The following is a 21,673-nucleotide window of genomic DNA, read 5'->3' as shown; positions in this document are numbered from 1 at the left end:
CTCCGAAAAATTCTCCTTCGCGCCGCTGCTGATATGAAACAGCCTTCCTTTGGGGCTGTAGAAACACTTTTAACCGAAATAATCCGGCTCATTCCCCGCCTTCCATTTAATATTGCACCCCATGCTAGGCCGCTGCTCACTGGGAGCGGGTTGACCGCTAAGCACTGCCTCAACTGCTGCCCGGAGATCTTTGCCAGTCACCGGTAAATCATTACGGGGCCGGCTATCATCAAATTGTCCCCGGTAAACCAGTTTACAGTCTTTATCGAAGAGAAAAAAATCCGGGGTACAGGCTGCCTTATAGGCCTTCGCGACTTCCTGGCTGTCATCGTAAAGATAAGGAAAAACATATCCCTGCGCCTTAACCTCTTCCGCCATTTTCTCCGGGCTATCGTCTGGGTAGTGCTCAACATCATTGGCATTGATAGCCACAATGGCAAGCCCTTTAGACTGATATTCACGGGCAAATTGGGCTAATCCATCATTGATATGTTTCACATAGGGACAGTGGTTGCACATGAAAATCACCAGCAATCCAGGGGCATCTTTGAAGTCCGCCAGTGATACAGTACGTCCTGTCGCCGGCTCAGGGAGTTGAAAATCTGGCGCTTGGATACCCAAGTCCAACATCATGGATTCAGTTCGAACCATCGTTTCCTCCTTAATAGAAAAAATCAACTCAGTACTTATACTAACCCCAGAAACTAACGCTCTCTTCTATTTCTTCTTTCCTTGTAAAAAAGGGTGAAAATGAGGGAATTAATAAAAAATTTAATTAATTGAGATTAATATTATTTACTTAAGCACTCACTTTCGACTTTTGTCAAAACGAGATTTGGATTATCTGCACGTTGATAGTAGGGGGGTCGCTGCTGTAGTGCTTCAAACGCTTTATTTCGCTCTTCTGCTGTCCGGTACCATCGATAAGCTTCCCAATCTTCGCCAAGCAAGTGGGGCGCCCGCATGGTATCACTTGATTGTAAGGTAATACGTATGCCAAATTGTTTCATTTCTTTACGCTCTTCATAACTTGGTGATGATCTTTTGAACTTTCCGGGTTAGACCAGATCCACTCTCGCCAACCACACAGTTGAGGATAATAAAGTCCCAATCGTATCTTCTGGGTCTCAGGCTCTTTCAAGGCCATCAGAGCCGCATAACTCTCCAGTTGGAGACGATAGCGTTCTTGTTCCCTATCCAGAAATGCCTCCCTATCGCTCCCTTCATGGCTACCGGTTTTATAATCTACAATCCAGCGAACCCCCTCCTGATCGACAAAGGTGCGGTCGATGACAGCCCGGATGATCCGACCGTTTAGGATACCACTTAAAGGATATTCATTCAGCGCTTGTCGATGACTCGAGGAGAGAATCCAACGCCCCTGGGGATCTTCAAGAGTTTGTTTGAGTACCTCCTGGGTACGCTCCAGCGCACTTTCCAGCTCATCAGCGGCGACTCCTTGTCCCATAAGCGCTCGGCGAAGAGCAGGCGCAAGCGCAGTGATCTGGGCCGGGTTCCAGTGTTCGGGACCTTCTTGAGCAATGAGTTGCAGATAGCGGTGAACCACTATACCCATATAACGGACGGTTTCTCCGGCCCAATCAAATTCAATGGGCTCCAAGGCAGAAGCCGCCTCAGGGAGGCTCCCGATGTCTGTCGTTACTCCCGGCAACGGATCGGGGCATTGCCACTGGATACTTAGCCGGGAAAAGAGTCCAGAGTCTGAAAAATTCAGGGAATCTTCGCTTTCTCCCTGAACGCAGGCTTGCCGTAGAGAGAGGGCTGCAGCTTCAAATTCCTCTTGGACTGCAGGCCACAGGGAGGCAAGGAGGGAGCGCTTCGGAGGCGCTTTAGGTTGATCTGTTTTATCAAGCAGTACCTGCCCGAGTAGATGTAATTGGTGTTTAGCTCGGGTTGCCGCCACATAGAGCAAACGACCATTTTCAAAGCCGGCCTTTTCCTCATGGAGCCCTTTAATATAGTGGTAGATGGCATCAGGCTGCTGCCCCGTCTCGGCGATGGGCGCCAACAATAGCTGGTTGTCGTTTCCTAACGAGCGATCAGGGGCTGGACGCTCCGCCCAAAGAAGCAGTTGATGACTTTCATAACGGGGGGAATGCCCCAAACCAGGCACAATCACCGTATCGAACTCCAACCCCTTAGCCCGATGAATGGTCATGATCTGGAGGGTTTCATCGGCGAGCTTATCTGGCGGAGCAAACAGCTTCCTTACCCCCTCATCCAGGGCCGCAAAATCGAGAACTTCATCCGCCACCGCCTCTTGCTCTAGCAAATCCAAATAAACAGAAGCTTCCTCAAGTGCCGTGGGTTCAGGAACACAGGCGGGTCCACCGATAGCTAACCAGACCCCTTCCACCCGTCGGCGAGGCGAAACCCGCCGCCGCTCCCTGAGGGCCTCGGCCAACACCCGGCGAATTCTAGCAAGGCGTTGCTGACCCTCTCCACTCAGACGCTGAACACAATTATCATCCTGGATTCGATCCCAAATCGCGGCTTGTTGATCTTCACCTGCCAGGACATAAAGATCGGCCAAGGTCAAACCGCACCACGGAGCGCGCAGTATTGTCAGCCAACTGAGGCGATCTCCCAAATGAAATAGGGCCTTGGTCAAAGCCAGCAAATCTTGTACTACCGGACGATTACCCAAGGGCTCAATCTCCAAGGCTCGGAAACGCAACCCCGCTTCCCTCAGCAAGGGCACTATCTCGGCCAAATGTCCCCGGCTACGCACTAGAATGGCGATAGTAGAGTCTGGCGCGACCTGTTTTGTTTTCTCAACCAAGCGGGCCACCACTTCAGCCTCCTCCGCCAAACCTTTCCCAAAAAAGGGATGGATCTGCACTGCCTTTTCCGCCCGAGGCGGATGGAAAGCATGGGAGGAACTATAAGGAACGGCACCAGTAGCAATCTCCTCGGTCGCCGGCAAAACCTGACAGAAGGCGTGATTGACCCAGTCCACAATGCCCTGCTGGGAGCGAAAATTCACCGACAAAGTTAAAGGGATCAGCGGCAACTGCCCTACACCTTGCTGCCAGGCCTGCAAATAAAGCCCAACTTCAGCCTCACGAAAACGATAAATGGACTGCATGGGATCGCCAACGACCAATAAGGTCCGTCCATCGCCCGGTTCCCAACCCGTCGTTAACCGTTCCAGCAAAATATACTGGCTGAGACTGGTATCTTGGAACTCATCCATTAGTAAATGGCGAATCTGGTAATCCAAAACCAAGGCCAAATCAGTGGGTGCCTCAGCCTCTCCCAGGGCAGCGACTGCCCGTTGGGCAACCTCGGTGAAATCCACTTCGCCTCGCTCCTGAAACACCAATTGCAATTGGGCCACGGCTAAGGGTAAGAGCTGAAACAGGGCCTCCATGAGTACCCATTGGGACTCGATGTAATGGGCGGGAGGTAAAGAACGCAAGCTATGCAGCGCCCGGCGAAGGTCTTCTTGCCCCCCCAAGCGCTCAAGAAAATTTAAAAAAGACTGTTTTTGTGCCTTGAGGTACTGCTTTTCTTCTTTATCGCGGGCGGCACTGGGGGCAGGAAACCCAAGCGCCTTGGTTGCTTGCCTGCGCCATTCTCCCTCACAGGTCAATAAAAGCTGAGCCAGTCCTAACCATTGAGGCAATGCCTCAGCCTGGACTCCAGGGCGGACCCAAAGATCTCGGCAAATCCCGATGGGGGAAGTGGGATCAAGGGTGGCTAAATTGCCGGCGGCGAAACGGGCAAACCCCAACCCCTCCTCCATCACCGATTCAGGGCAACAACAACTCACCTTCTGCAATCCAGCCTGAATAGCGGCCTGCAACACCTCCTCCAAGCTCTCCCGCTGCAACCGTTTATCGTCAGTGAGATGCCGCAGCCATTGGTCCCGACGGGTGAGCATCGCCGAGAGCAGCGTTTCAATTTTGCCCCAATCATTATTCAAATGACGTAGCAAGACCTCTACACTTGCAGACCACTCGGCACCGCTTTCCACCTCTGTCAAGGTGGCGCGGGCAGCCTGGCGGTAGAGATTCTCCGCTTCTTCCGTAATTCCCGGTTGAGCACCAAACCGGGACAATAGAGGCATCTGCCGAGTCAAACTGGCACAGAGGGAATCAATGGTCTGAATGCGCAAACGGCTTGGGTGGCGCTCCAGCTCCCAGCCCTTATCCGCGTCACGGCGGGCTACGACACGGGCCAGCTCCCAAGTAGTTTTAGCAGGTTCGGCCTGAGGCGGTTGATTCTCCCGAGCGCTGATTAAAGCCTCCACAATCCGGTAACGCATTTCCGCAGCGGCCTTGCGGGTAAAGGTGATAGCAACGATTTCCTCCGGGGCCTCCACCCGCGCTAGTAGCACCAAATAACGTTGAGTCAGCAGTTCTGTCTTGCCTGAACCCGCTGGCGCTTGGACTATGAAGGATTGATGAGGATTTAGGGCCTGCCGACGGGCGGCAGTATCTGGAATACTAGAGTTGACCATCACCGCTATTCTTGTTTTTATTATGAGTGATTTTGCCCCCTAACTCGCCAATCCGGCATAAGCCGGGCAAGGCACAATAATCGCAACTCTTAGTGTCCTTTGGCGCCACAGCCGCATATCCTGCCATCACTTCCTCGGCAAGGGCGTGGAGGACCTGTGACCACTGGGCGAGTAGCCCTTCCCAAGTTTCTGGACCTTCAACAACGCGAGTAAAATCAGAAACCTCCGGCACACTCTCCGCTGCTTTAGTCACGCCCAGATATTTCACCTCCCCTCGACGAACTTGAGCAAACAATACTGCCGCCACCGGTTCCCTGTGAGCGATACAATATAAAGGAAGCTGGGGCTCCTCAGGGCGCTCACCAAACCAATGGTGGGGATCAGGCCGTCCGGTTTTATAATCGATAATCACCCGCTCACCATTTTCCAACCGATCAATGCGATCCGCCCGGGTAATTAAACCGATCCCGCCAAGCTTTAAGGGCTGAGACTTTTCTTGATGCAGTACCGTAAAAGAATCCCGCTGCTTATCTTGCTCCAGCCACTCTAGCAATAACTGCTCCAAACGCTCCTGCTCTATGGCCGTAAACCGCTCGGTAAAGGTCTGGGGGCGAACTGCCATTTGCGCGGCAATGGCTTGTTTCGCCGCTTCCGCCACCAGCGTCTGTAATTCCTCGGCAGTACAGGTTAACAGTGTTTGCTGGTCTTCTAAGCGTTCCCAGAGATAATGCAAAGCGCTGTGGATCAAAATCCCCTGGTCCAAGGCCGCTAGGCCTACACTGGGTTCTTCAAGCCCTCTGGCGCCCAAACGATACTCGGCAAAGGCGCGGAAAGGACAGGCCGCCTGGGCTTTCAATAAGGCAGTACCGCCTTCCACCTGGGTCCCCCTTGCCAGGGGTGGCCCTTGACTGTCCGCCAGGGTTTCCCCCATAGCCGTACGCTGGATCTGGTGCCCATAGGACTCAACTAAAGCCAGTTCCAGCGCTTCAGGGGGGATAGAAGGCAACTCGGCAATTAGGGGGCTCAGCCGCAGATCACTATCGCCCTCGCGGCAAGGATGGCTGACAATCACAACAGGCGCGCAGGCAAGCAAGCGCGCCGTTACCATCCGGGCATAAGCCAACTCCCGCTCGGCAGAGGCATGGGGCAAACGATGGTGACGTTGCAGCTCTACCGGTAACAACGGATTAGGGCGAGGCGCTGGAGGCCAAACCCCGTCATGGAGCCCTAGTATCCAAACCCCGTCAAACCGCTCACCGGCTGCTTCCAGAATTCCCATTACCTGTACCGGTACGGGAGAGCTTTCAGGTTGAAAGAGAATATCGGCGAGGAAACGCCGGAATTTTCTAATGGCCGTCGATTGCTTCAACGATGGCACCACGCCGTCCAAACTGGCAAAAGACTGTATCCCCTTGCGCCAGGCAGAAACAGCCTGCTGTTCTTCGCTATTGAGGGAGCGTTCTCCTGGCCAGCCCAGCAATTGAAGCCAGCGGACAAAGCTTCGGGCCCAACCACTCGGAGGTTGCCTTGCCGGCAACTGAGCCAGCTCGGCTTTAAACTGTTGGAGCCGCTCACTCAAGGCCGGACAGCGATGGACAACGCCCTCCATTCCTTCTGAAACGGCGGCCCTGAATAAACGCTCCAAAGATACCCTGGCCTCCCGGGTCTTGCGGAGATAAGCATCCAATAGGGCACGACGAGAAAATTCCCGCTCAGCTTCCCCCAAAAAAGGTGATCTCAGAAGCGCTCCCATCTCCACTAAGGAAAGTTCACCTTTGGTAAGCTCTAAAACCAATAGGGCCGTATGAACCAATGAATTATCCACTAAAGGCTGAGCCAAAGAAATATTATAGGCCCGCTCTATCCCCTCCCGGCCTGGCAATACGGCTTCAGGATGAAAGATTTCATCAAAAATGCGCACCACCTGGGCCCGTAGAAATTCCAATTGGGGAACAATGATTCCAATCTTCTCCCGGGGTGAATCTTCCAGCCTCCCCCGAGCCCAATGGGCTGCCGATGTGATTTCCTCTACCCCATCAACCAACGCCACGCGCATTACTCGTTCCGGCCTTCCCTGGGAAGCCAATGCTTGTAGCATAACCCCCTGCTTGGCAAGGGCAGCAAGGAATTCCTGCTGCTGGGGCGTATATTCATCAAATCCTGCGAAGATGACCGTTGCCGGCAAGGGGAACTGCCGAGTTCCTAGCATTTGAAGCACCACTCCAGGCAAACGAGCATGGTCCAACCAATGCCCTACTTGGCAATGGTGTTCAAAGGCCTGGGCCCACTCTAAGAAAGCTTGAGTATCTTCCGTAACAAAAAGAGACTGGTCCTGCAGCGGTAGGCACCAGGCATGCCAAAGCTGCCAAGCCTCCTGGGCGGTGCGGGCGGTTGCAGGAACTTGCAATAGTGCTCCACTATAAGACGAATCATAGATCACCCGCTCCCATAAACTTTGTTCCTGCAGCGGGCTAAGAAGAGTAGGATTACGGTTATCGGGTTCAGTGAAGGTCAGACTCTGATAACCATGCTGTAACCAAGCGAGCCAAGGAAAAATCCGCGGCGTCTCCCAGACAGCTAACCCCTTCGACTGTTGGGCAAAATCATAGCGATCTTGAAACTCCCGCGCTAGCCGGTTATTAATAGTCAGCAGGAGTGCCCCAGCCTCCAACGCCGCAAACATATCATCTTCGCTAATCAAAGGAAGAGACTGAGCGGTTTTCATTATTTTTTATCTAGCGTTTCCTATACTCAAGCAGGACGACCCATTTATCCATGCCCCCCTCTCGCCGGAGAGTGTCGTTGCGAGCGAATTATAGCCCGTTCCGACCCCAACTGAAATTAGAAGCTTAAAGAGGGATGCTTAGCCCGACCGTGAATAATGAGGCTACTTTAAAAATAGCAGCGGGTATTCTGCTGACGCGCAATCTCATCTTGCTTAGGACGAGGTAGCAGTGCGCGCTCGGTAGGTGTTTTGCACCATACCGAGGGAGCACCTACTTGGACTTCGCCAATCTCAGTGCAAGGGATACCCTCCTCCTTTAACGCAGAACAAATAGCGGCGGCCTCTTCAGGCGGCACCGTCAATAGCAATGCCCCCGAAGCGATGGCAGCAAGAGGATCCAACTCTAAAGCCTGGCATATCCGCGCGGCAAGAGGAGGCACCACCACCACTGCAGGATCAATATAAAGTGAACAACCACTTGCCTCGGCTAATTCCCAAAGAGCTGTGGCCACCCCTCCCTCAGTGGGATCATGCATGGCAGTAACCCTTCCCGCCTGGAGAGCCACTTGCGCATCACGGAGTACACAAATACCCGGATCATGGAGAAAATTCTGCGCCTGCTCAAGCTCAACTCTGCTCAATGTACCTTCCAGCATCCCAGGAAATTCCCGAGCCAGAATCGCAGTGGCTTCAATAGGCACTCCTTTAGTCAGCAAAATCCGATCATGGGGGGCCGCGCCGCGGGGAGTAATGAGATGATCTCGACTGACCTCGCCAATCATAGTCCCCACCCCAATAGGGCGTTCTAGACCCTGAGTAATTTCAGTATGCCCCCCAATCACTGCCACATTTATGTGACGGCATGCGGCGTAAATCTGGTCTATGATGGTTTCCACAGAATCAACAGTCGTTCTCCCTTCAGGGAGTAACAGGGTAACCATGAACCAACGGGGTACTGCGCCGGTGGTAGCAATATCATTGACATTAACTTGAACTAAATAATCACCAATTTTATCCGTCGTGAAGGTGATAGGATCAGACTTATAGACCAGGAGCGTTTCCCCCACGGCAACCACTGCACAATCTAGCCCAATTCCAGGCCCCAGCAATACCGCTGGATCCTCTACTGGAGCCTTGGCCAAAAGACGTGCTAACAAGGGGGCAGGTAGCTTACCAACAGGAAAAAACTTCTCCATATCCATCATCCCGACGCCAACATGCCAAAATGCCCTCCATGGCGATTCGCCATAAACCCTGTTATAGCATTAAACTTCAGCTTCTTCCTCTTGACCAACAAATGCTGGCTTTTTGTTTGAAGTTGTGGCTTTTCCTTCCGCAAATTTTTCCCATTGAGGCTCGCTCCCTTTTGCTCTAGCAGGAGTCTTGGTTTTCTTCCTGCGCCGATATTTACGGGGTTTGGCCGCTTTTTTCTCAAGCTTTTGGATCGCCTTCTCAATAGTTTGAAACTGCCGGGAACGTTTTTTTAGATCAGAAACTTCTTTCCTCAATACAGCAATCTCAGCACGGAGTTCAGTAATATTTGCCTTTAGTTCTGCTACCGCTAGCTGAGCTTTCTCAAACCGGGTTTGGACTGCCGCAGTGGTCTTAATTTTTTTCTGCTCACGTGCTTTCGCTAGCCGATCCATTGCCTTTGCAAGGCGACCTTTTAAGGTCTCTAGATTTTTAAGCCGGGACGCCAATGTCCGCTCTGTTGCCGCGATTGCCTTTTCATATTCTGCAGGCAATTTTTGCCGTACCGTATCAAATTCAGATTCAAACATCGCTACGGCATCTTCTGCCTGTGCCTGAAGGTTTTTAGTCCCAGGAGATTTTCTTGCTCTGGCCATGTAAATTCCTCTTGATCTATTTCAGTTTTAAAATCGGTCCGCTAATTTTAACGATAATAGACTAATAATTAAATGCTATTATGATGATTTAATCGTAAAAATGAAATTATCATACTAGTTTAATGCAATTATTAACAAAAACATTATCTAAACTTTTAGAAATGAGCTCAAAAAAAAACCATTAGTGCCTCCATATCGTATCGGCCCAAAACTAATTTTTTGAATAAAATAGATCGTTGCAAATATTAGTTTTTTGATAGCAAGGATAACCGCCATGAAAAAAATACATATTCTCCTTCTCGCTATGACGTTGCTGGTTTCTAAGTCGATTCTTGCCGAGGACAATGAAAAAAAAGGGTTTGATGCCAAGACCTTTATTAAACCCAATCCACAAGAAATAAGCACCAGGCTTACCCCTCGGCAATATGAGGTAACCCAGGAAGATGGCACAGAGCCACCTTTTAACAATGCCTATTGGGATAATAAAGAACCTGGAATCTATGTAGATATCATTTCCGGGGAACCTCTTTTTAGTTCAACGGATAAATATTCCTCGGGAACAGGTTGGCCAAGTTTTACCAAACCTCTTAATAAAAAATATATTATCACCGAAGAAGATTGGTCTTTTTTCATAAAAAGGACTGAGGTGAGATCAAAATATGCCGATTCTCATTTAGGCCATGTTTTTAATGATGGCCCCCCTCCGACAGGGCTGCGCTACTGTATCAACTCTGCAGCGCTTCGGTTTATTCCAGTGGAAAAATTGCAGGAAGAAGGTTATGGGGAATATTTACCCCTCTTTGAAAAAAGCACTCAATGAGCGCGGAAAACCCACTCTTGCCACGGGGGGAGGAACTACGTAAAGCCCTACGCTGGCTATGGGAACAGGGTGAAATCACAGGGAAAACTATCGAACAAGCTAGCCGGCAATATAATCTCTCTCCTCTGGAAGAGGATTTTCTCATCAGAAAATTTCTGCAAAAAAAGGAGCCTCAGGATTAGCCGTGAATAGAGAGAAACGCTACTGGTGCCACGCCTATGGCGGGTCGCTTTACTGTCAGAAAGGCCAAATTGATAAAATTTTCAGCACTTGAGGCGGCTTTTACAGCCACGTAAAGGGATCCCATACTCCGAGCTCGCCATGCTACCCCGTCGCAGACGGGGTTTTCGCCACCAAGCCTCCTGCTGGCAACCTCAATGACCTTCATAGATTTAAGTGTCTAACAATTCAACGATAGATCCCCCTGAGTGAAGACATTGAATGGCATCTGCGAATAGCCCTGCCGAATCCACAACCTGCAATTTCTCCCTAATGATCTCTTCATTCAACCTAAAAGGGGGAATGGTGTTCGTAATGATCATCTTTTCCAAAGCAGGCTCTGCGAGGACTTGATTAGCCTGCCCCACAAACAAACCGTGAGTGGCTGCAGCATAAATTTTGTTTGCTCCCTGCTCCTGGCAAGCCTTGGCAGCCCGAGCCAAGGTGGTACCGGTACTTACCAAATCATCGATAATGATAGCAACTCGATCCTTAACCTCACCAACCATAGCTCCGCCACTAACCACACCGCCGCTACGTTGCTTCTCCATAAAAGCCGTGGTGACTTCTTTTCCCAGCGCCTTACTCAAAGTCTCTCGGAACTGCTCCGCCCGCTTTACTCCCCCCACATCCGGTGAAATCACGACCACCTTATTCTCTTCTGATAGAGCCGACAAAGACGAAAAATAGCCTGTGAACAGTTTTTTTGCTTCCAAATGGTCAGTCCGACAATTAAAGGCATTCTGGAAAGCAGCCAGGTTGTGGACATCGATAGTCACCACCCGGTCCGTCTGGACCGCTTCTAATAAATTAGCCACATAACGGGTTGTCACCGGATCGCGGGATTTGGTTTTTCGATCCTTGCGAGCATAACATAGATAGGGAATTACAGCCGTCACCCGTTTGGCCGAAGCATCTTTCAAGGCCCCTATGAAAAACAGCAAACGGCATAGTTTATCATTAACGCTCTGCTGAGGATCACTATAAAAGGACTGAATGACAAAGACATCTTTCTCCCTTACGCTGACCAAAGGACGAGTTTTATGCTCGCCGTCTTCAAAATTCCTTTCTTCATGCTCAGATAAGGCTACACCCAGCCTTTCACTCACCTTTTGGCCAAAAGAATTACTCCCGCTCAGGGCAAATAGACACAAATCACTATGGCTCATTTAAAGCATTTCCATTCTCTTTCACTAGGCCCGACGAGCCACTAATATCATTTAATAGGCAAAACTACGGGGCTGCATACCCTTTCATAACGGCCTGGCACTTGTCCTTTAAAACCAGCAGCAACTGCTCATAAGCATAAAGATTGGCTTCTATTCTTTCTTTTTGTAATTCCTCCATCAACCTCTCAAATCCCACTCCCATCGCTTCCAAATCTTTAAAATCTCGCTCAGCCTCTCCAAAGGGGTCATCCAAGGTCATTCGGATCGCGCCATGGTGCTCAAAGGCGTCCAACATTTCCGGACTCATACTCACTACGGTATCCCGCCCAATTAAGTCCTCTACATAGCCCAAATCAGAATAGCCAGGCAGCTCCATGCGGGGATTCGGCCAAAGCAATCGCTGCACCCGGGCGCCGCGCTGTTGTTGCTCAAGAAAAAAGTCGGATTTAATGAATCGCTGAAAGCCCTGATAGGTCAACCGGGCATTGGCGAGGGCGATTTTACCCTGGAGACTAAGAGCTTCAGGAGTTCCCCTTCTTTCCAACTGCCACTCTATCTTACTATCCACTGCACTGATCAGGAAAGAGACTACGGAAGCTACTCTTTCAGGGTTTGAGTTCATGGCAACGCCCTGGGCATAAGCTGCCGCCGCCGCTTCATAACCAGACACTGAACACAGCAAGGTCACATTGACGTTAATGCCTTCTGCCAGTAAACGCTCAATGGCAGGAAACCCTTCCTGGGTACCCGGCACGCCAATCATAAGGTTAGGACGATTAATCTCTTTCCACAGATGGCGAGCTGCTTCAAGGGTTCCTTGAGTATCGTAAGCAAACTGTGGTGAGACGTCGATACTCACAAAGCCGTCTTCCCCCTGGCTGCTGTCATAAACAGGATGCAGAATATCTGCCGCTATTTGGGTATCCTGAATGAGCAGCCACTGGTAAAGCTTGGCCTCATCAATCTCATGGTCCGCTTGCACTAAATCACGGAGGGTGTCATCGTAATGATGGGTATTATTGATAGTGTCACCCCACTGGGCCGAATTGTGGGTAGCTCCCCTCACCCCTGCGGTAACTAGCTGCTTTAAGCTATCATTGACTAGCAAGTCCCGGCCTGCATAGTCTAACCATAGCGACTGACCATGCTCAAAAAGCACCAAGGTATTAGACATCTCTCTCGCTTCCTCTTCATTGACCGTTCAACAAGGTAAGCACTGCCACATCCCATCCCCTCAGAAGCTGTTGGAAAACCTTTTCAATAAATTATTTAGGGAAGTCCCTGCTCCTTAAGAATTTGATATCTTACTGGTTTTCAAAGGGTTGTTTTAACCACTCTCTAGCATTGGGAGATATAGCGCTTATAGCCAAGGGGTTTTCCAACAGCTTCTCAACCCGCTTGCTTAATTACTTCCCAGAATTTTCTCTCCCCTCTAAGTCACGGTGCGCCCCTTTGTGACAACTGGCAGTTCTACAGCGCATTTGCAAATAAGAGGACCGTCGGTTCATTCCGGTATTTTTTCCAATCACAAGCGAAACTGCATCACACGAAACTTTAATTCCCGATGGGTGGCAGTAAATAAGGCTTCCACTCCAAGAGAGTTAATTCAAAAAAAAGAAAACCTATTTTAGGCAACCATAGTTCATGGTCATTCAATATTCCAATAAAGCCGATACTATCCGGATTAACGAGAGGATATGACCCGTTTTCCAAGTTTTTTTATCATTAGGCGTATATAATCTTTATAGTCGATTTCACCCGCTAAGAGATCGAGATATTTTCTTACCATACTCTTGCTATGGGGAATCAAGCTCACAAATAATCGCTGCATCGGCTCGGGAAAAACTAAGTACCGCATCATTCTCGCTTGGGAAAACAAGCTAACTATTTGCCGATACTCTAAAAGATAATGTTGCAAGGCAGTTTCAGGCTGACCGGAATTAGCCGCTGCGGCAATGGCCCTAGCAGCTAATCGACCACTTTGCATCGCAAAAGCAATTCCTTCCCCCGTCACCGGCTCGACCAGGCCGGCGGCATCTCCTACCAAAAGGATATTGCCCCGTCCTGGCTTTCGTTTATAGCTCCCAAAGGGAAGATGATATCCCTTACAGCGGATATGGGGGAGAGGATCATAGTGCTGGCGAAGAAACGCACCGAAGGCGCTTTTTAGATCGGGGTTCTTACTCAACAATCCCCCAACACCCACCGTCTGAGTTTCTTTTTTAGGAAATATCCAGCCGTAACCCCACTTCACTACACCGAGGTAAATTTCGGGATCCGTAACCACCCTGGTGGCTTGCTCGAGGGGTACTTCAATTTCTAACCCCAAGGCAAGGTTCTTTTTAGCAGCGGTGTGCAGTAAGATAGCTTCAGCGACACGGCTGCGAACTCCGTCCGCACCCACGATAAAATCCGCCTTAAGCAGCTTTCCATTGTGAAGACGAACCGTCTTGCCATCGTCTGCCAACGCGATCATGGAAGTCCCTTCCATAAGATGAGTCCCTGCCTCCTTGGCTAATGTCGCCAGGTAGGCATCAAAATGGGTGCGGGAAGTGAAAAAAAAAGGCTGATAGTCATGGACCCCATTGAGATAATGGTCCTGGTAATAAAAACTGGCTCCCCGGGCGGTCCTTTCCACGATGGTCTGCCATTTGTTCTCTCCGAATATCTGGGCAAACTCCCTTCGAGCACGGGCACTTAACAGGCCGCCACAGAGCTTTTCACGGGGAAAAGTCTTTTTCTCGACTAAGGCCACTTTGAGACCCAAGGCGGTAAGCGCATGGGCGGCGGCAGAACCTCCAGGCCCGGCGCCTATTACGATTACATCAAATGTCTTCACAGTCAGGATACCTATAGAACAATATACGCTATCTATTCCAGCCAGCAATTGTCAGCACAACCCTCAGGTTAGAATATTGCCTGTTCAGTCAACGGGACGAAAGGAGTAACATCCAATGACAGAGTCAAAGCCCTCATTTTTTAGCCGGCTATTCCTTGCTTTTAGTACTTTCTGGAGCATCCTGCTAAACAAGGAATTCGCCGCCGCCATGCTCCGCTTTCGCCATGGCGAAATTTCCCCCTCGGCCGAGCCCATCGAGATTCCCCCTGAGCCGCCAGCGTTGAAAGAAGCCAGCCCAGATGCCGCCCTCCAGCTTCTAGGGTTACTGCAAAGGGAAGGTCGATTCATTGATTTTCTTGAAGAAGAGATGGACCGCTATTCCGATGCCGAAATAGGTGCAGCTGCACGTATCGTTCATAGAGGCTGTCGCAAAGTACTCCATGAGCACTTTAGCATTGTTCCAGTACGCACTGAAACTGAGGGAACGCGGATTACCCTAAATCGAGGATTTGATGCCTCCACCATCCGGCTCACTGGCAATGTGGTGGGAGAACCTCCCTTCAATGGGCGATTGACTCATCCCGGGTGGCAAGCACAGGATATCAGACTACCCAAGATCGCTGCTGACCATAAGGTTGAAGTGTTGGCACCCGCAGAGGTAGAACTATGACCACGCCCCGCTACGCCATTGGTATTGACCTGGGAACCACCCATTGCGCCTTATCCTATGTGGATCTCCACACCAGTGAGGGGGAACAGATCAACCAACAAGTAATGTTATTACCACAACTCAGGGGACCGGGAGAAATCGAGGAGCACGTGCTACTCCCCTCTTTTCTTTATTTACCTCATCCCGATGAAATGGCACCCGGGGATTTGACCTTACCCTGGACTGATCAACAACCCTTTGTGATAGGAGAGCTAGCTCGAGAATTAGGGGCACAAACCCCGATTCGCTTAGTCTCCAGTGCCAAAAGTTGGCTCTGCCATCCAGGGGTCGATCGCCGTGCCGCTCTTTTGCCACTAGATGCCCCGGCTGAAGTCCCCCGGGTCTCTCCTCTTGAAGCCTCAACCCGTTACCTGGAACATGTCCGGGATGCCTGGAATTTTGCTTATCCTGAATTCCCCCTTCAGCAGCAGGAGGTCACTGTCACCATTCCTGCTTCCTTCGACCCGGCAGCCCGGGAACTCACCTTAGAGGCAGCGGAAGCGGCCGGTTACCAGCAACCCACCTTACTTGAAGAGCCCCAAGCCGCCCTCTATAGCTGGATTCAAAGCAGTGCCGGCGGTTGGCGTAGTCAAGTCCAGATGGGAGACATCATTTTAGTAGTGGATGTGGGAGGAGGCACTGCCGACCTCTCCCTAGTGGCCGTCATCGAGCGGGAAGGATGGTTGGAACCCCACCGCATCGCCGTGGGCGATCACATTCTGCTGGGGGGAGACAATATGGATTTGGCCCTCGCCCATCTCATTGCCAGAAAGCTTGCTGCTCAGGGCACTCAGCTAGACCCCTGGCAATTACGGGCACTCACCCATGGCTGCCGGGTCGGCAAAGAAATTCTCCTCCACCAGGCGGATCAAGAGACCGTCCCCATCGTAGTTCCAAGCCGAGGTTCCAATCTGATCGGGGGCTCAATCCGCACTGAATTGACCCGCTCCGAGGTGACAGAAACCCTCTTAGAAGGCTTTTTTCCCCAAGTGGAAGCCTCTCACCGTCCCGCCAGCCGAGCGCGCGCCGCCTTGACTCAATTGGGATTACCCTATGCCCAGGATGCGGCCATTACCCGTCATCTAGCTGCCTTTCTCGGCCGCCAGACCCAAGCCATCAGTGACCTGGAGGGTTTTGCCAAAGCTCTTCCGGAAGGCGCCACCTTTCTTCATCCCACCGCCGTGTTGTTCAATGGCGGCGTCTTCAAGTCTTCCTTATTGGTAGAACGCACCATGGGGACCCTGAACGCCTGGCTGGCCGCTGAAGGCGCTCCCCCGGCCCGCTTGCTAGAGGGCTCTGATCTGGATCTCTCTGTGGCCCGTGGAGCCGCTTATTACGGTTATGTCCGCCATGGCGGTGGCGTCCGTATCCGGGGAGGAACCGCTTGCGCCTACTATGTGGGGGTAGAGTCCGCCATGCCTGCGGTGCCCGGTTTAGAACCTCCTATTCAGGCCTTGTGCGTGGCCCCCTTTGGCATGGAAGAGGGCACGGAAGGGGATTTGCCGCCCCATGAGTTTGGTTTAGTGGTCGGTGAACCGGTTCGATTTCGCTTCTTCAGCTCTTCAGTACGGCGCCATGATACGGTAGGGGTGGTACTGGAACAATGGTCACCGGAGGAACTCCAAGAACTGGGGGATATCGAAGCGACACTACCGGCAGACGGACGCCCACCGGGTGAAATTGTGCCCGTCCGCCTCCGCTCTGCCTATACAGAAACCGGCATTTTAAGATTGGAAGCGTTGACTCGTGAAGGTGACGAACGTTGGAAAGTAGAATTTGATGCCCGTGGTGAAAAGGACTAGGAAGGCTTGAGGTGTCCCATTATTTGGTTGGTATTGATTTAGGTACTACCCATACCGTCGTCGCCTATGGGGAAAAGAACGATCAGGGGCAGGTGCCCCTCATTCAGCTATTTGAAATCGAGCAATTGGTGGCTTTGGGGGAGGTCGCCGCTCGGCCGGCGCTGCCGTCGGTACGTTATCACCCGGCCCCAGGGGAATTGAATGAGGCAGATATCCAGCTCCCCTGGCCTCGAGCTGATGTGGTCGACATCCCCCAAGCAGTAGTGGGAAGTTTGGCCCAGGATCTGGGTACCCAAGTCCCGGGCCGGTTCGTGGCCAGCGCTAAAAGCTGGCTTTCCCATCACGGCGTGGACCGCACTGCGCCCATTCTGCCTTGGGGAGCGGTGCCCGAGGTGCCCAAGATCTCCCCCCTCAATGCCAGCGCCAGCTACCTGGCCCATATACGAGCGGCCTGGAATTGGCGTTTCCCCAAAGCGCCCCTGGAACAGCAGGAAGTGGTGCTCACTGTACCGGCTTCCTTTGATGAGGCGGCCCGAGCCCTTACTGTCCAGGCGGCTAACGCCGCCGGCCTCAACCACATCCGCTTGCTGGAAGAACCTCAAGCGGCTTTCTATGACTGGCTTTTTCGGCACCAAGATGAGCTTGACCCCGCACTCCAGGATATCCGTTTAGCATTGGTCTGCGACGTGGGTGGGGGAACCACGGACCTGACCTTGATCCGGATAGCGCCGGACCAAGCAGAACCAGAACTGACGCGGGTAGGCGTCGGCGACCATCTCATGCTGGGGGGGGATAATATGGATTTGGGGTTAGCCCACGTGGCGGAAGGACGCCTCGCGGCCTCCGGGACTCCGCTCGGGACTGCCCGCCTGTCCCAACTAACTCAGCAATGCCGCGTCGCCAAGGAACGCTTGCTAACCCCCCAGGCCCCCGAGGCGGTAACCGTGACCCTCCTTGGGGCAGGCACCCAATTGATTGGCGGTGCCCGCTCCACCGAGCTCACCCGGGATGAAGTCAACCGCATGGTCCTCGACGGCTTTTTTCCCCGGGTAGGGCCCGAGGAGCGGCCCCAGCGGGTACGCGGCGGTATTGTCGAATTTGGACTACCTTATGTGGCCGATCCGGCCATTACCCGCCATGTGGCAGCGTTTTTAGCCCAGCATGCCCAAGTCTCTCGGGAAGCCCTGGGCGACCGTGCCCCTTCCAATGAGACCCTGCCCATCCCCGATGCCGTGCTTCTTAATGGCGGGGTATTCCGTAGCCAACTGCTGGCCGAACGGCTGCTTGAGGTGTTAGCTCAATGGCGCCAGGCGCCCCTGAAAGTGCTCCACAACGAAAATCCTGAGGTGGCAGTCGCGCGAGGTGCTGTCGCCTATGGCTTAGCCCGTTCAGGGACTGCGCCCCGGATTGGCGGTGGCTCGGCACGCAGCTATTTTTTGATGCTAGAAGAGGAAAAAGAGACCCACCGCGGCGTTTGCGTGCTCCCCCGAGGAACCGAAGAAGGGCGGGAGATCCAACTCAAAGAACGCACCTTCTCCCTGCGCCTCGGTCAACCGGTCCGCTTTCATCTGGTTTCTTCCACTGCCGATACGACTTACCAACCTGGAGAGTTGGCAGCCATCCAAATTCCCCACTTTACCTCTCTTCCCCCTATCGCCACGGTGATTAAGCCCACCTCCCAAACCTCAGTACCGGAAATTCCAGTACAACTGGCCACCATCCTCACTGAGGTGGGAACCCTGGAAATGCACTGTGTCAGCGTTGAGAAAGGGGGGGGACGCTGGAAATTAGAGTTCCAACTGCGCGCCGAAACGGCGGAACCCCAGCCAACCCCTGAGCCTCTCACCTCACTCCATCCTCGATTTGGCGAAGCCGCTCAACAGCTTGACCGCATTTACGGGAGCCGTTCCCAAGCCGTATCCCCCAAGGAAACTAAACGGCTGCGCAGCGACTTGGAGAAGCGCCTAGGACCTCGTGACCACTGGGATACCGCCTTGTTGCGGGAATTATTCGGTCTCCTTTGGGAGCGGGCGCGGCGGCGACGGCGCTCAGCAGACCATGAACGGGTATGGTTCAACCTCACCGGCTATTGTTTGCGGCCGGGTTTCGGCTATCCTCTTGATGATTGGCGAGTCCAACAAGTATGGACTCTCTTTGAGCAAGGCATTCAATTTGTGCCTGTCACCCAAGTCTGGGCCGAATGGTGGACCCTCTGGCGGCGCATCGCCGGCGGTTTAGAGGAAGCCGCTCAAACGCATATTTTTGAGGACATCGCTTTCTATCTGCAGCCACCCGGCAAGCAACAAGGAAAGCGACCTGCCGGGCCCAAGAAGCAAGGCTATGACGATATGGTCCGTCTCGCCGGTTCTTTAGAACGCCTTTCCGTATCCCACAAGATAGAAGTCGGTGAATGGCTGCTAGAGCGGTTGCGCAAGCCTAGCGAAAATCCCCACTCCTGGTGGGCCGTAGGCCGTATTGGGGCACGGGTACCCTTTTATGGCAGCGCCCATAACGTGGTTCCCAAGGAAGTGGTTGCACAGTGGTTGCAGCAGCTCTTGGAGGTCGATTGGAAAGCGGTTACCCCGGCACCTTTTGCCGCGGCCTTAATGGCTCGCAGGAGCGGGGACCGGGAAAGGGACCTGGAGCTAAAACTTCGGACCCGGATCATTGAGCAGCTCATAGGGGTAAAGGCTCCCCCCGCTTGGGCAGGGATGGTTCGAGAAGTGGTAGAACTGGATGAGGCTGATGAACGCCGAGTTTTTGGGGATTCCCTGCCGCCAGCGCTGAAACTTATCGACTAATGAAGGAGGTCACCTTCATGGGCAAGGCTCGGGGAAAACCCTATATTGGCACTTCAGGGTATCAGTATGATCATTGGCAAGGGATTTTTTATCCTGAAACGTTGCCCAAACGACATTGGTTTGGAGAATATGCCAAACATTTCGATACTGTTGAAATTAATAATACTTTTTACCGCCTCCCCGAAGCAGAAGTCTTTGATTCCTGGCGAGAACAAGCCCCCTCCAATTTCTGCTATGCTCTAAAATTTAGCCGCTATGGCAGCCATCTTAAGCGGCTTAAAGATCCTCAAGACACCGTTCTCCACTTCCTGGAGCGGGCTGATCATCTCCACTCCTTTCTTGGCCCCATCCTGGTTCAATTGCCCCCCCGCTGGAACCGGAACCTCCCCCGTTTGACCGCCTTTTTAAAAGCCCTGCCGACCCCTTACCGCTGGGCCATGGAGTTCCGCCATCCGAGTTGGTTGTGCGAGGAAGTTTTTCAACTACTGGAGCACCACAGGGTAGCCCTTTGCATCCACGACATGCTTCCGGAACACCCACGCCGTATCACTAGCCACTGGATTTATCTCCGCTTTCATGGCAATCATTCCCAAGGCAGCTACTCTCCCCAGTTTCTCACCACCGAAGCCCGCCGTATTCACACCTATCTCCAAGAAGGCCTGGATGTCTACGCCTACTTCAACAATGACCAACAAGGCTATGCTATCCAGAACGCTGTCGATCTCAAGCGTTATCTGCAAAATTGATCTATATAGATTCATCATATGGCAAACAAATTCGGTGATTTGATCTTATGGCAACTCTCAATCAGCTAGAGCGAGTCACAGAGACCATTTGGGAACTCCCCCGTTCCTTCAAAGCGGGAATGCGGGTCCCGGCGCGAATCTATGGCACAGAAAAGATTATCCGCGCCATGGATGAGACCGTTTATGACCAAATCAGCAATGTGGCCTGTCTTCCGGGCATCACCCAATACGCCTTCTGTATGCCTGATGGGCATTTCGGCTATGGGTTCCCCATTGGCGGGGTGGCTGCCATGGATGTGGATAACGATGGTGTTATCTCACCCGGGGGGATTGGTTTTGACATTAACTGCGGCATGCGCCTCATAAAAACCCATCTCAGCTATAAAGAAGTTAAACCCCATTTGAAAACCCTGGTAGATCGGCTTTTCAAACAAATACCCGCGGGAGTGGGAAGCAGCGGTCTACTCAAGGTTTCCCGGTCTGAATTCCGCCAGGTATGCCAACAGGGTGCCCGCTGGTGCGTACAACAAGGCTTGGGATGGGAAGAGGATCTAGAACGCACCGAAGAAGGGGGAGTTATTGGCGGTGCGGAGCCGGCCAAGATCAGCGAACGGGCCATTGATCGGGGACTCAACCAACTAGGGACGCTAGGCTCAGGCAATCATTACCTTGAGATCCAGGTCGTCCATCCAGAAAATATCTATGATCCAACACTTGCCCGTTTCTTTGGACTGGATCTGCCGGAACAGGTGGTGATCATGTTCCATTGTGGTAGCCGAGGTTTTGGCCATCAGGTCGCGACCGATTATCTGCAACGGTTCCTCAAAGTGATGACCAGCAAATACGGCTTAGAAATCCGGGACCGGGAACTTGCCTGCGCCCCCTTTCATTCACCGGAAGGCCAGGACTATTTTGCAGCGATGAAATGCGCCCTCAATATGTCATTCGCCAATCGACAAGTTATTCTGCATCGAGTTCGGGAGGTCTTTGCAGAAGTTTTGGGACGCTCGACAGAAGATCTCGGCATGCACATGATTTATGATGTCGCCCATAACACAGCAAAATTAGAACCCCATCAAGTCAACGGCAAACAGCGAACGTTATTGGTCCATCGTAAAGGAGCCACCCGGGCCTTTGGCCCTGGCAGATCCGAACTTCCGGAAATCTATCGCCAAGTGGGCCAGCCTGTCATCATTGGGGGCAGCATGGAAACCGGCTCTTATTTGCTGATTGGCACTCCGGACGGCGCCCAAACCTTCTTTAGTACCGCCCACGGCAGTGGCCGCACCATGAGCCGCCGCAAAGCACGAAAACAATGGCAGGGCGAGGCCTTACTCAGTCAACTGGAAGAACGGGGCATTTATATTCGTAGCGTCTCCAAACGAGGGGTGGCTGAAGAAGCAGGTGGCGCTTACAAGGATATTGATGAGGTGGTAACAGCCACGGATCTTGCCGGTCTCAGTAAACCGGTAGTGCGCTTTATCCCCATTGGCAACATCAAAGGATAATC

Annotated in this window: 16 protein-coding genes; 7 read left to right on the top strand and 9 right to left on the bottom strand. The window is 52.3% G+C overall.

Going from position 1 to position 21,673, the window contains the following annotated elements; genetic code table 11:
- Positions 1 to 69 precede the first annotated feature (69 nt).
- The 6 genes from E3U44_RS12825 to E3U44_RS12800 form a co-directional block, all read right to left on the bottom strand.
- On the bottom strand, positions 70 to 651 hold the full coding sequence (locus E3U44_RS12825; protein WP_134358559.1) for a thioredoxin family protein: 582 nt from the start codon (positions 649 to 651) through the stop codon (positions 70 to 72).
- A gap of 140 nt (positions 652 to 791) precedes the next feature.
- The gene (locus E3U44_RS12820; RefSeq protein ID WP_134358558.1) at positions 792 to 1,010 is read right to left on the bottom strand and encodes a hypothetical protein; all 219 of its coding nucleotides are present in this window, start codon (positions 1,008 to 1,010) and stop codon (positions 792 to 794) included.
- Positions 1,007 to 4,486 carry a UvrD-helicase domain-containing protein gene (locus E3U44_RS12815; protein ID WP_134358557.1) on the bottom strand — a complete coding sequence of 1,160 codons (3,480 nt, stop codon included), beginning with the start codon at positions 4,484 to 4,486 and terminating at the stop codon, positions 1,007 to 1,009. Before E3U44_RS12815 ends, E3U44_RS12820 begins: the two co-directional genes overlap by 4 nt.
- Complete coding sequence (locus E3U44_RS12810) at positions 4,473 to 7,211, bottom strand: PD-(D/E)XK nuclease family protein (protein WP_134358556.1); 2,739 nt, start codon at positions 7,209 to 7,211, stop codon at positions 4,473 to 4,475. The genes E3U44_RS12815 and E3U44_RS12810 overlap by 14 nt, the downstream gene beginning before the upstream one ends.
- 167 nt (positions 7,212 to 7,378) lie before the next feature.
- Positions 7,379 to 8,407: an AIR synthase family protein gene (locus tag E3U44_RS12805; protein ID WP_240761450.1), complete on the bottom strand. Its 1,029-nt coding sequence runs from the start codon at positions 8,405 to 8,407 to the stop codon at positions 7,379 to 7,381.
- Positions 8,408 to 8,476: 69 nt separating this feature from the next.
- Positions 8,477 to 9,058, bottom strand: coding sequence for a hypothetical protein (locus E3U44_RS12800; RefSeq protein WP_134358555.1), 582 nt, complete (start codon positions 9,056 to 9,058; stop codon positions 8,477 to 8,479).
- Between the two features lie 274 nt (positions 9,059 to 9,332).
- On the opposite strand from E3U44_RS12800, the gene msrB reads away from it, so the two are divergent.
- Positions 9,333 to 9,878 (top strand): peptide-methionine (R)-S-oxide reductase MsrB, encoded by a 546-nt coding sequence (gene msrB / locus E3U44_RS12795; RefSeq protein ID WP_134358554.1) that lies wholly within the window; start codon positions 9,333 to 9,335, stop codon positions 9,876 to 9,878.
- Positions 9,875 to 10,060, top strand: coding sequence for a hypothetical protein (locus E3U44_RS12790; protein WP_134358553.1), 186 nt, complete (start codon positions 9,875 to 9,877; stop codon positions 10,058 to 10,060). Before msrB ends, E3U44_RS12790 begins: the two co-directional genes overlap by 4 nt.
- A 210-nt stretch (positions 10,061 to 10,270) precedes the next feature.
- On the opposite strand, the gene E3U44_RS12785 is transcribed toward E3U44_RS12790, so the two are convergent.
- The 3 genes from E3U44_RS12785 to E3U44_RS12775 all read right to left on the bottom strand — a co-directional run bounded on the left by E3U44_RS12785 (position 10,271) and on the right by E3U44_RS12775 (position 14,105).
- The gene (locus E3U44_RS12785; RefSeq protein WP_134358552.1) at positions 10,271 to 11,266 is read right to left on the bottom strand and encodes a ribose-phosphate diphosphokinase; all 996 of its coding nucleotides are present in this window, start codon (positions 11,264 to 11,266) and stop codon (positions 10,271 to 10,273) included.
- Between the two features lie 64 nt (positions 11,267 to 11,330).
- Entirely contained in the window at positions 11,331 to 12,440 is a 1,110-nt protein-coding gene (locus E3U44_RS12780) for a transaldolase family protein (RefSeq protein ID WP_134358551.1), read from the bottom strand.
- A gap of 510 nt (positions 12,441 to 12,950) precedes the next feature.
- On the bottom strand, positions 12,951 to 14,105 hold the full coding sequence (locus E3U44_RS12775; protein ID WP_134358550.1) for an NAD(P)/FAD-dependent oxidoreductase: 1,155 nt from the start codon (positions 14,103 to 14,105) through the stop codon (positions 12,951 to 12,953).
- 115 nt (positions 14,106 to 14,220) lie between these two features.
- Between E3U44_RS12775 and E3U44_RS12770 the strand changes: the two genes are divergently transcribed.
- From E3U44_RS12770 to E3U44_RS12750, 5 genes are read left to right on the top strand one after another with little or no spacing between them, the layout of a single operon-like run.
- Positions 14,221 to 14,775: a DUF2760 domain-containing protein gene (locus tag E3U44_RS12770; protein WP_134358549.1), complete on the top strand. Its 555-nt coding sequence runs from the start codon at positions 14,221 to 14,223 to the stop codon at positions 14,773 to 14,775.
- On the top strand, positions 14,772 to 16,616 hold the full coding sequence (locus E3U44_RS12765; protein WP_134358548.1) for an Hsp70 family protein: 1,845 nt from the start codon (positions 14,772 to 14,774) through the stop codon (positions 16,614 to 16,616). Before E3U44_RS12770 ends, E3U44_RS12765 begins: the two co-directional genes overlap by 4 nt.
- 11 nt (positions 16,617 to 16,627) lie before the next feature.
- Complete coding sequence (locus E3U44_RS12760; protein ID WP_134358547.1) at positions 16,628 to 19,417, top strand: Hsp70 family protein; 2,790 nt, start codon at positions 16,628 to 16,630, stop codon at positions 19,415 to 19,417.
- A gap of 17 nt (positions 19,418 to 19,434) precedes the next feature.
- Positions 19,435 to 20,163: a DUF72 domain-containing protein gene (locus E3U44_RS12755; RefSeq protein WP_134358546.1), complete on the top strand. Its 729-nt coding sequence runs from the start codon at positions 19,435 to 19,437 to the stop codon at positions 20,161 to 20,163.
- Between the two features lie 47 nt (positions 20,164 to 20,210).
- The gene (locus tag E3U44_RS12750; RefSeq protein ID WP_134358545.1) at positions 20,211 to 21,671 is read left to right on the top strand and encodes an RtcB family protein; all 1,461 of its coding nucleotides are present in this window, start codon (positions 20,211 to 20,213) and stop codon (positions 21,669 to 21,671) included.
- Positions 21,672 to 21,673 lie beyond the last annotated feature (2 nt).

The organism is Nitrosococcus wardiae (assembly GCF_004421105.1).
GTDB lineage: Bacteria > Pseudomonadota > Gammaproteobacteria > Nitrosococcales > Nitrosococcaceae > Nitrosococcus > Nitrosococcus wardiae.
Note: the sequence above shows the minus strand (reverse complement) of the source record. Positions and strands in the feature narration are given on the sequence as shown.

Bases quoted from the DNA above. Each gene is read 5' to 3' on its own strand.
- E3U44_RS12770 (WP_134358549.1), top strand. From the start codon at position 14,221: ATGACAGAGTCAAAGCCCTCATTTTTTAGCCGGCTATTCCTTGCTTTT.
- E3U44_RS12820 (WP_134358558.1), bottom strand. From the start codon at position 1,010: ATGAAACAATTTGGCATACGTATTACCTTACAATCAAGTGATACCATG.
- E3U44_RS12800 (WP_134358555.1), bottom strand. From the start codon at position 9,058: ATGGCCAGAGCAAGAAAATCTCCTGGGACTAAAAACCTTCAGGCACAG.
- msrB (WP_134358554.1), top strand. From the start codon at position 9,333: ATGAAAAAAATACATATTCTCCTTCTCGCTATGACGTTGCTGGTTTCT.
- E3U44_RS12790 (WP_134358553.1), top strand. From the start codon at position 9,875: ATGAGCGCGGAAAACCCACTCTTGCCACGGGGGGAGGAACTACGTAAA.
- E3U44_RS12785 (WP_134358552.1), bottom strand. From the start codon at position 11,266: ATGAGCCATAGTGATTTGTGTCTATTTGCCCTGAGCGGGAGTAATTCT.
- E3U44_RS12815 (WP_134358557.1), bottom strand. From the start codon at position 4,486: ATGGTCAACTCTAGTATTCCAGATACTGCCGCCCGTCGGCAGGCCCTA.
- E3U44_RS12805 (WP_240761450.1), bottom strand. From the start codon at position 8,407: ATGGAGAAGTTTTTTCCTGTTGGTAAGCTACCTGCCCCCTTGTTAGCA.
- E3U44_RS12765 (WP_134358548.1), top strand. From the start codon at position 14,772: ATGACCACGCCCCGCTACGCCATTGGTATTGACCTGGGAACCACCCAT.
- E3U44_RS12755 (WP_134358546.1), top strand. From the start codon at position 19,435: ATGGGCAAGGCTCGGGGAAAACCCTATATTGGCACTTCAGGGTATCAG.
- E3U44_RS12810 (WP_134358556.1), bottom strand. From the start codon at position 7,211: ATGAAAACCGCTCAGTCTCTTCCTTTGATTAGCGAAGATGATATGTTT.
- E3U44_RS12825 (WP_134358559.1), bottom strand. From the start codon at position 651: ATGGTTCGAACTGAATCCATGATGTTGGACTTGGGTATCCAAGCGCCA.
- E3U44_RS12750 (WP_134358545.1), top strand. From the start codon at position 20,211: ATGGCAACTCTCAATCAGCTAGAGCGAGTCACAGAGACCATTTGGGAA.
- E3U44_RS12780 (WP_134358551.1), bottom strand. From the start codon at position 12,440: ATGTCTAATACCTTGGTGCTTTTTGAGCATGGTCAGTCGCTATGGTTA.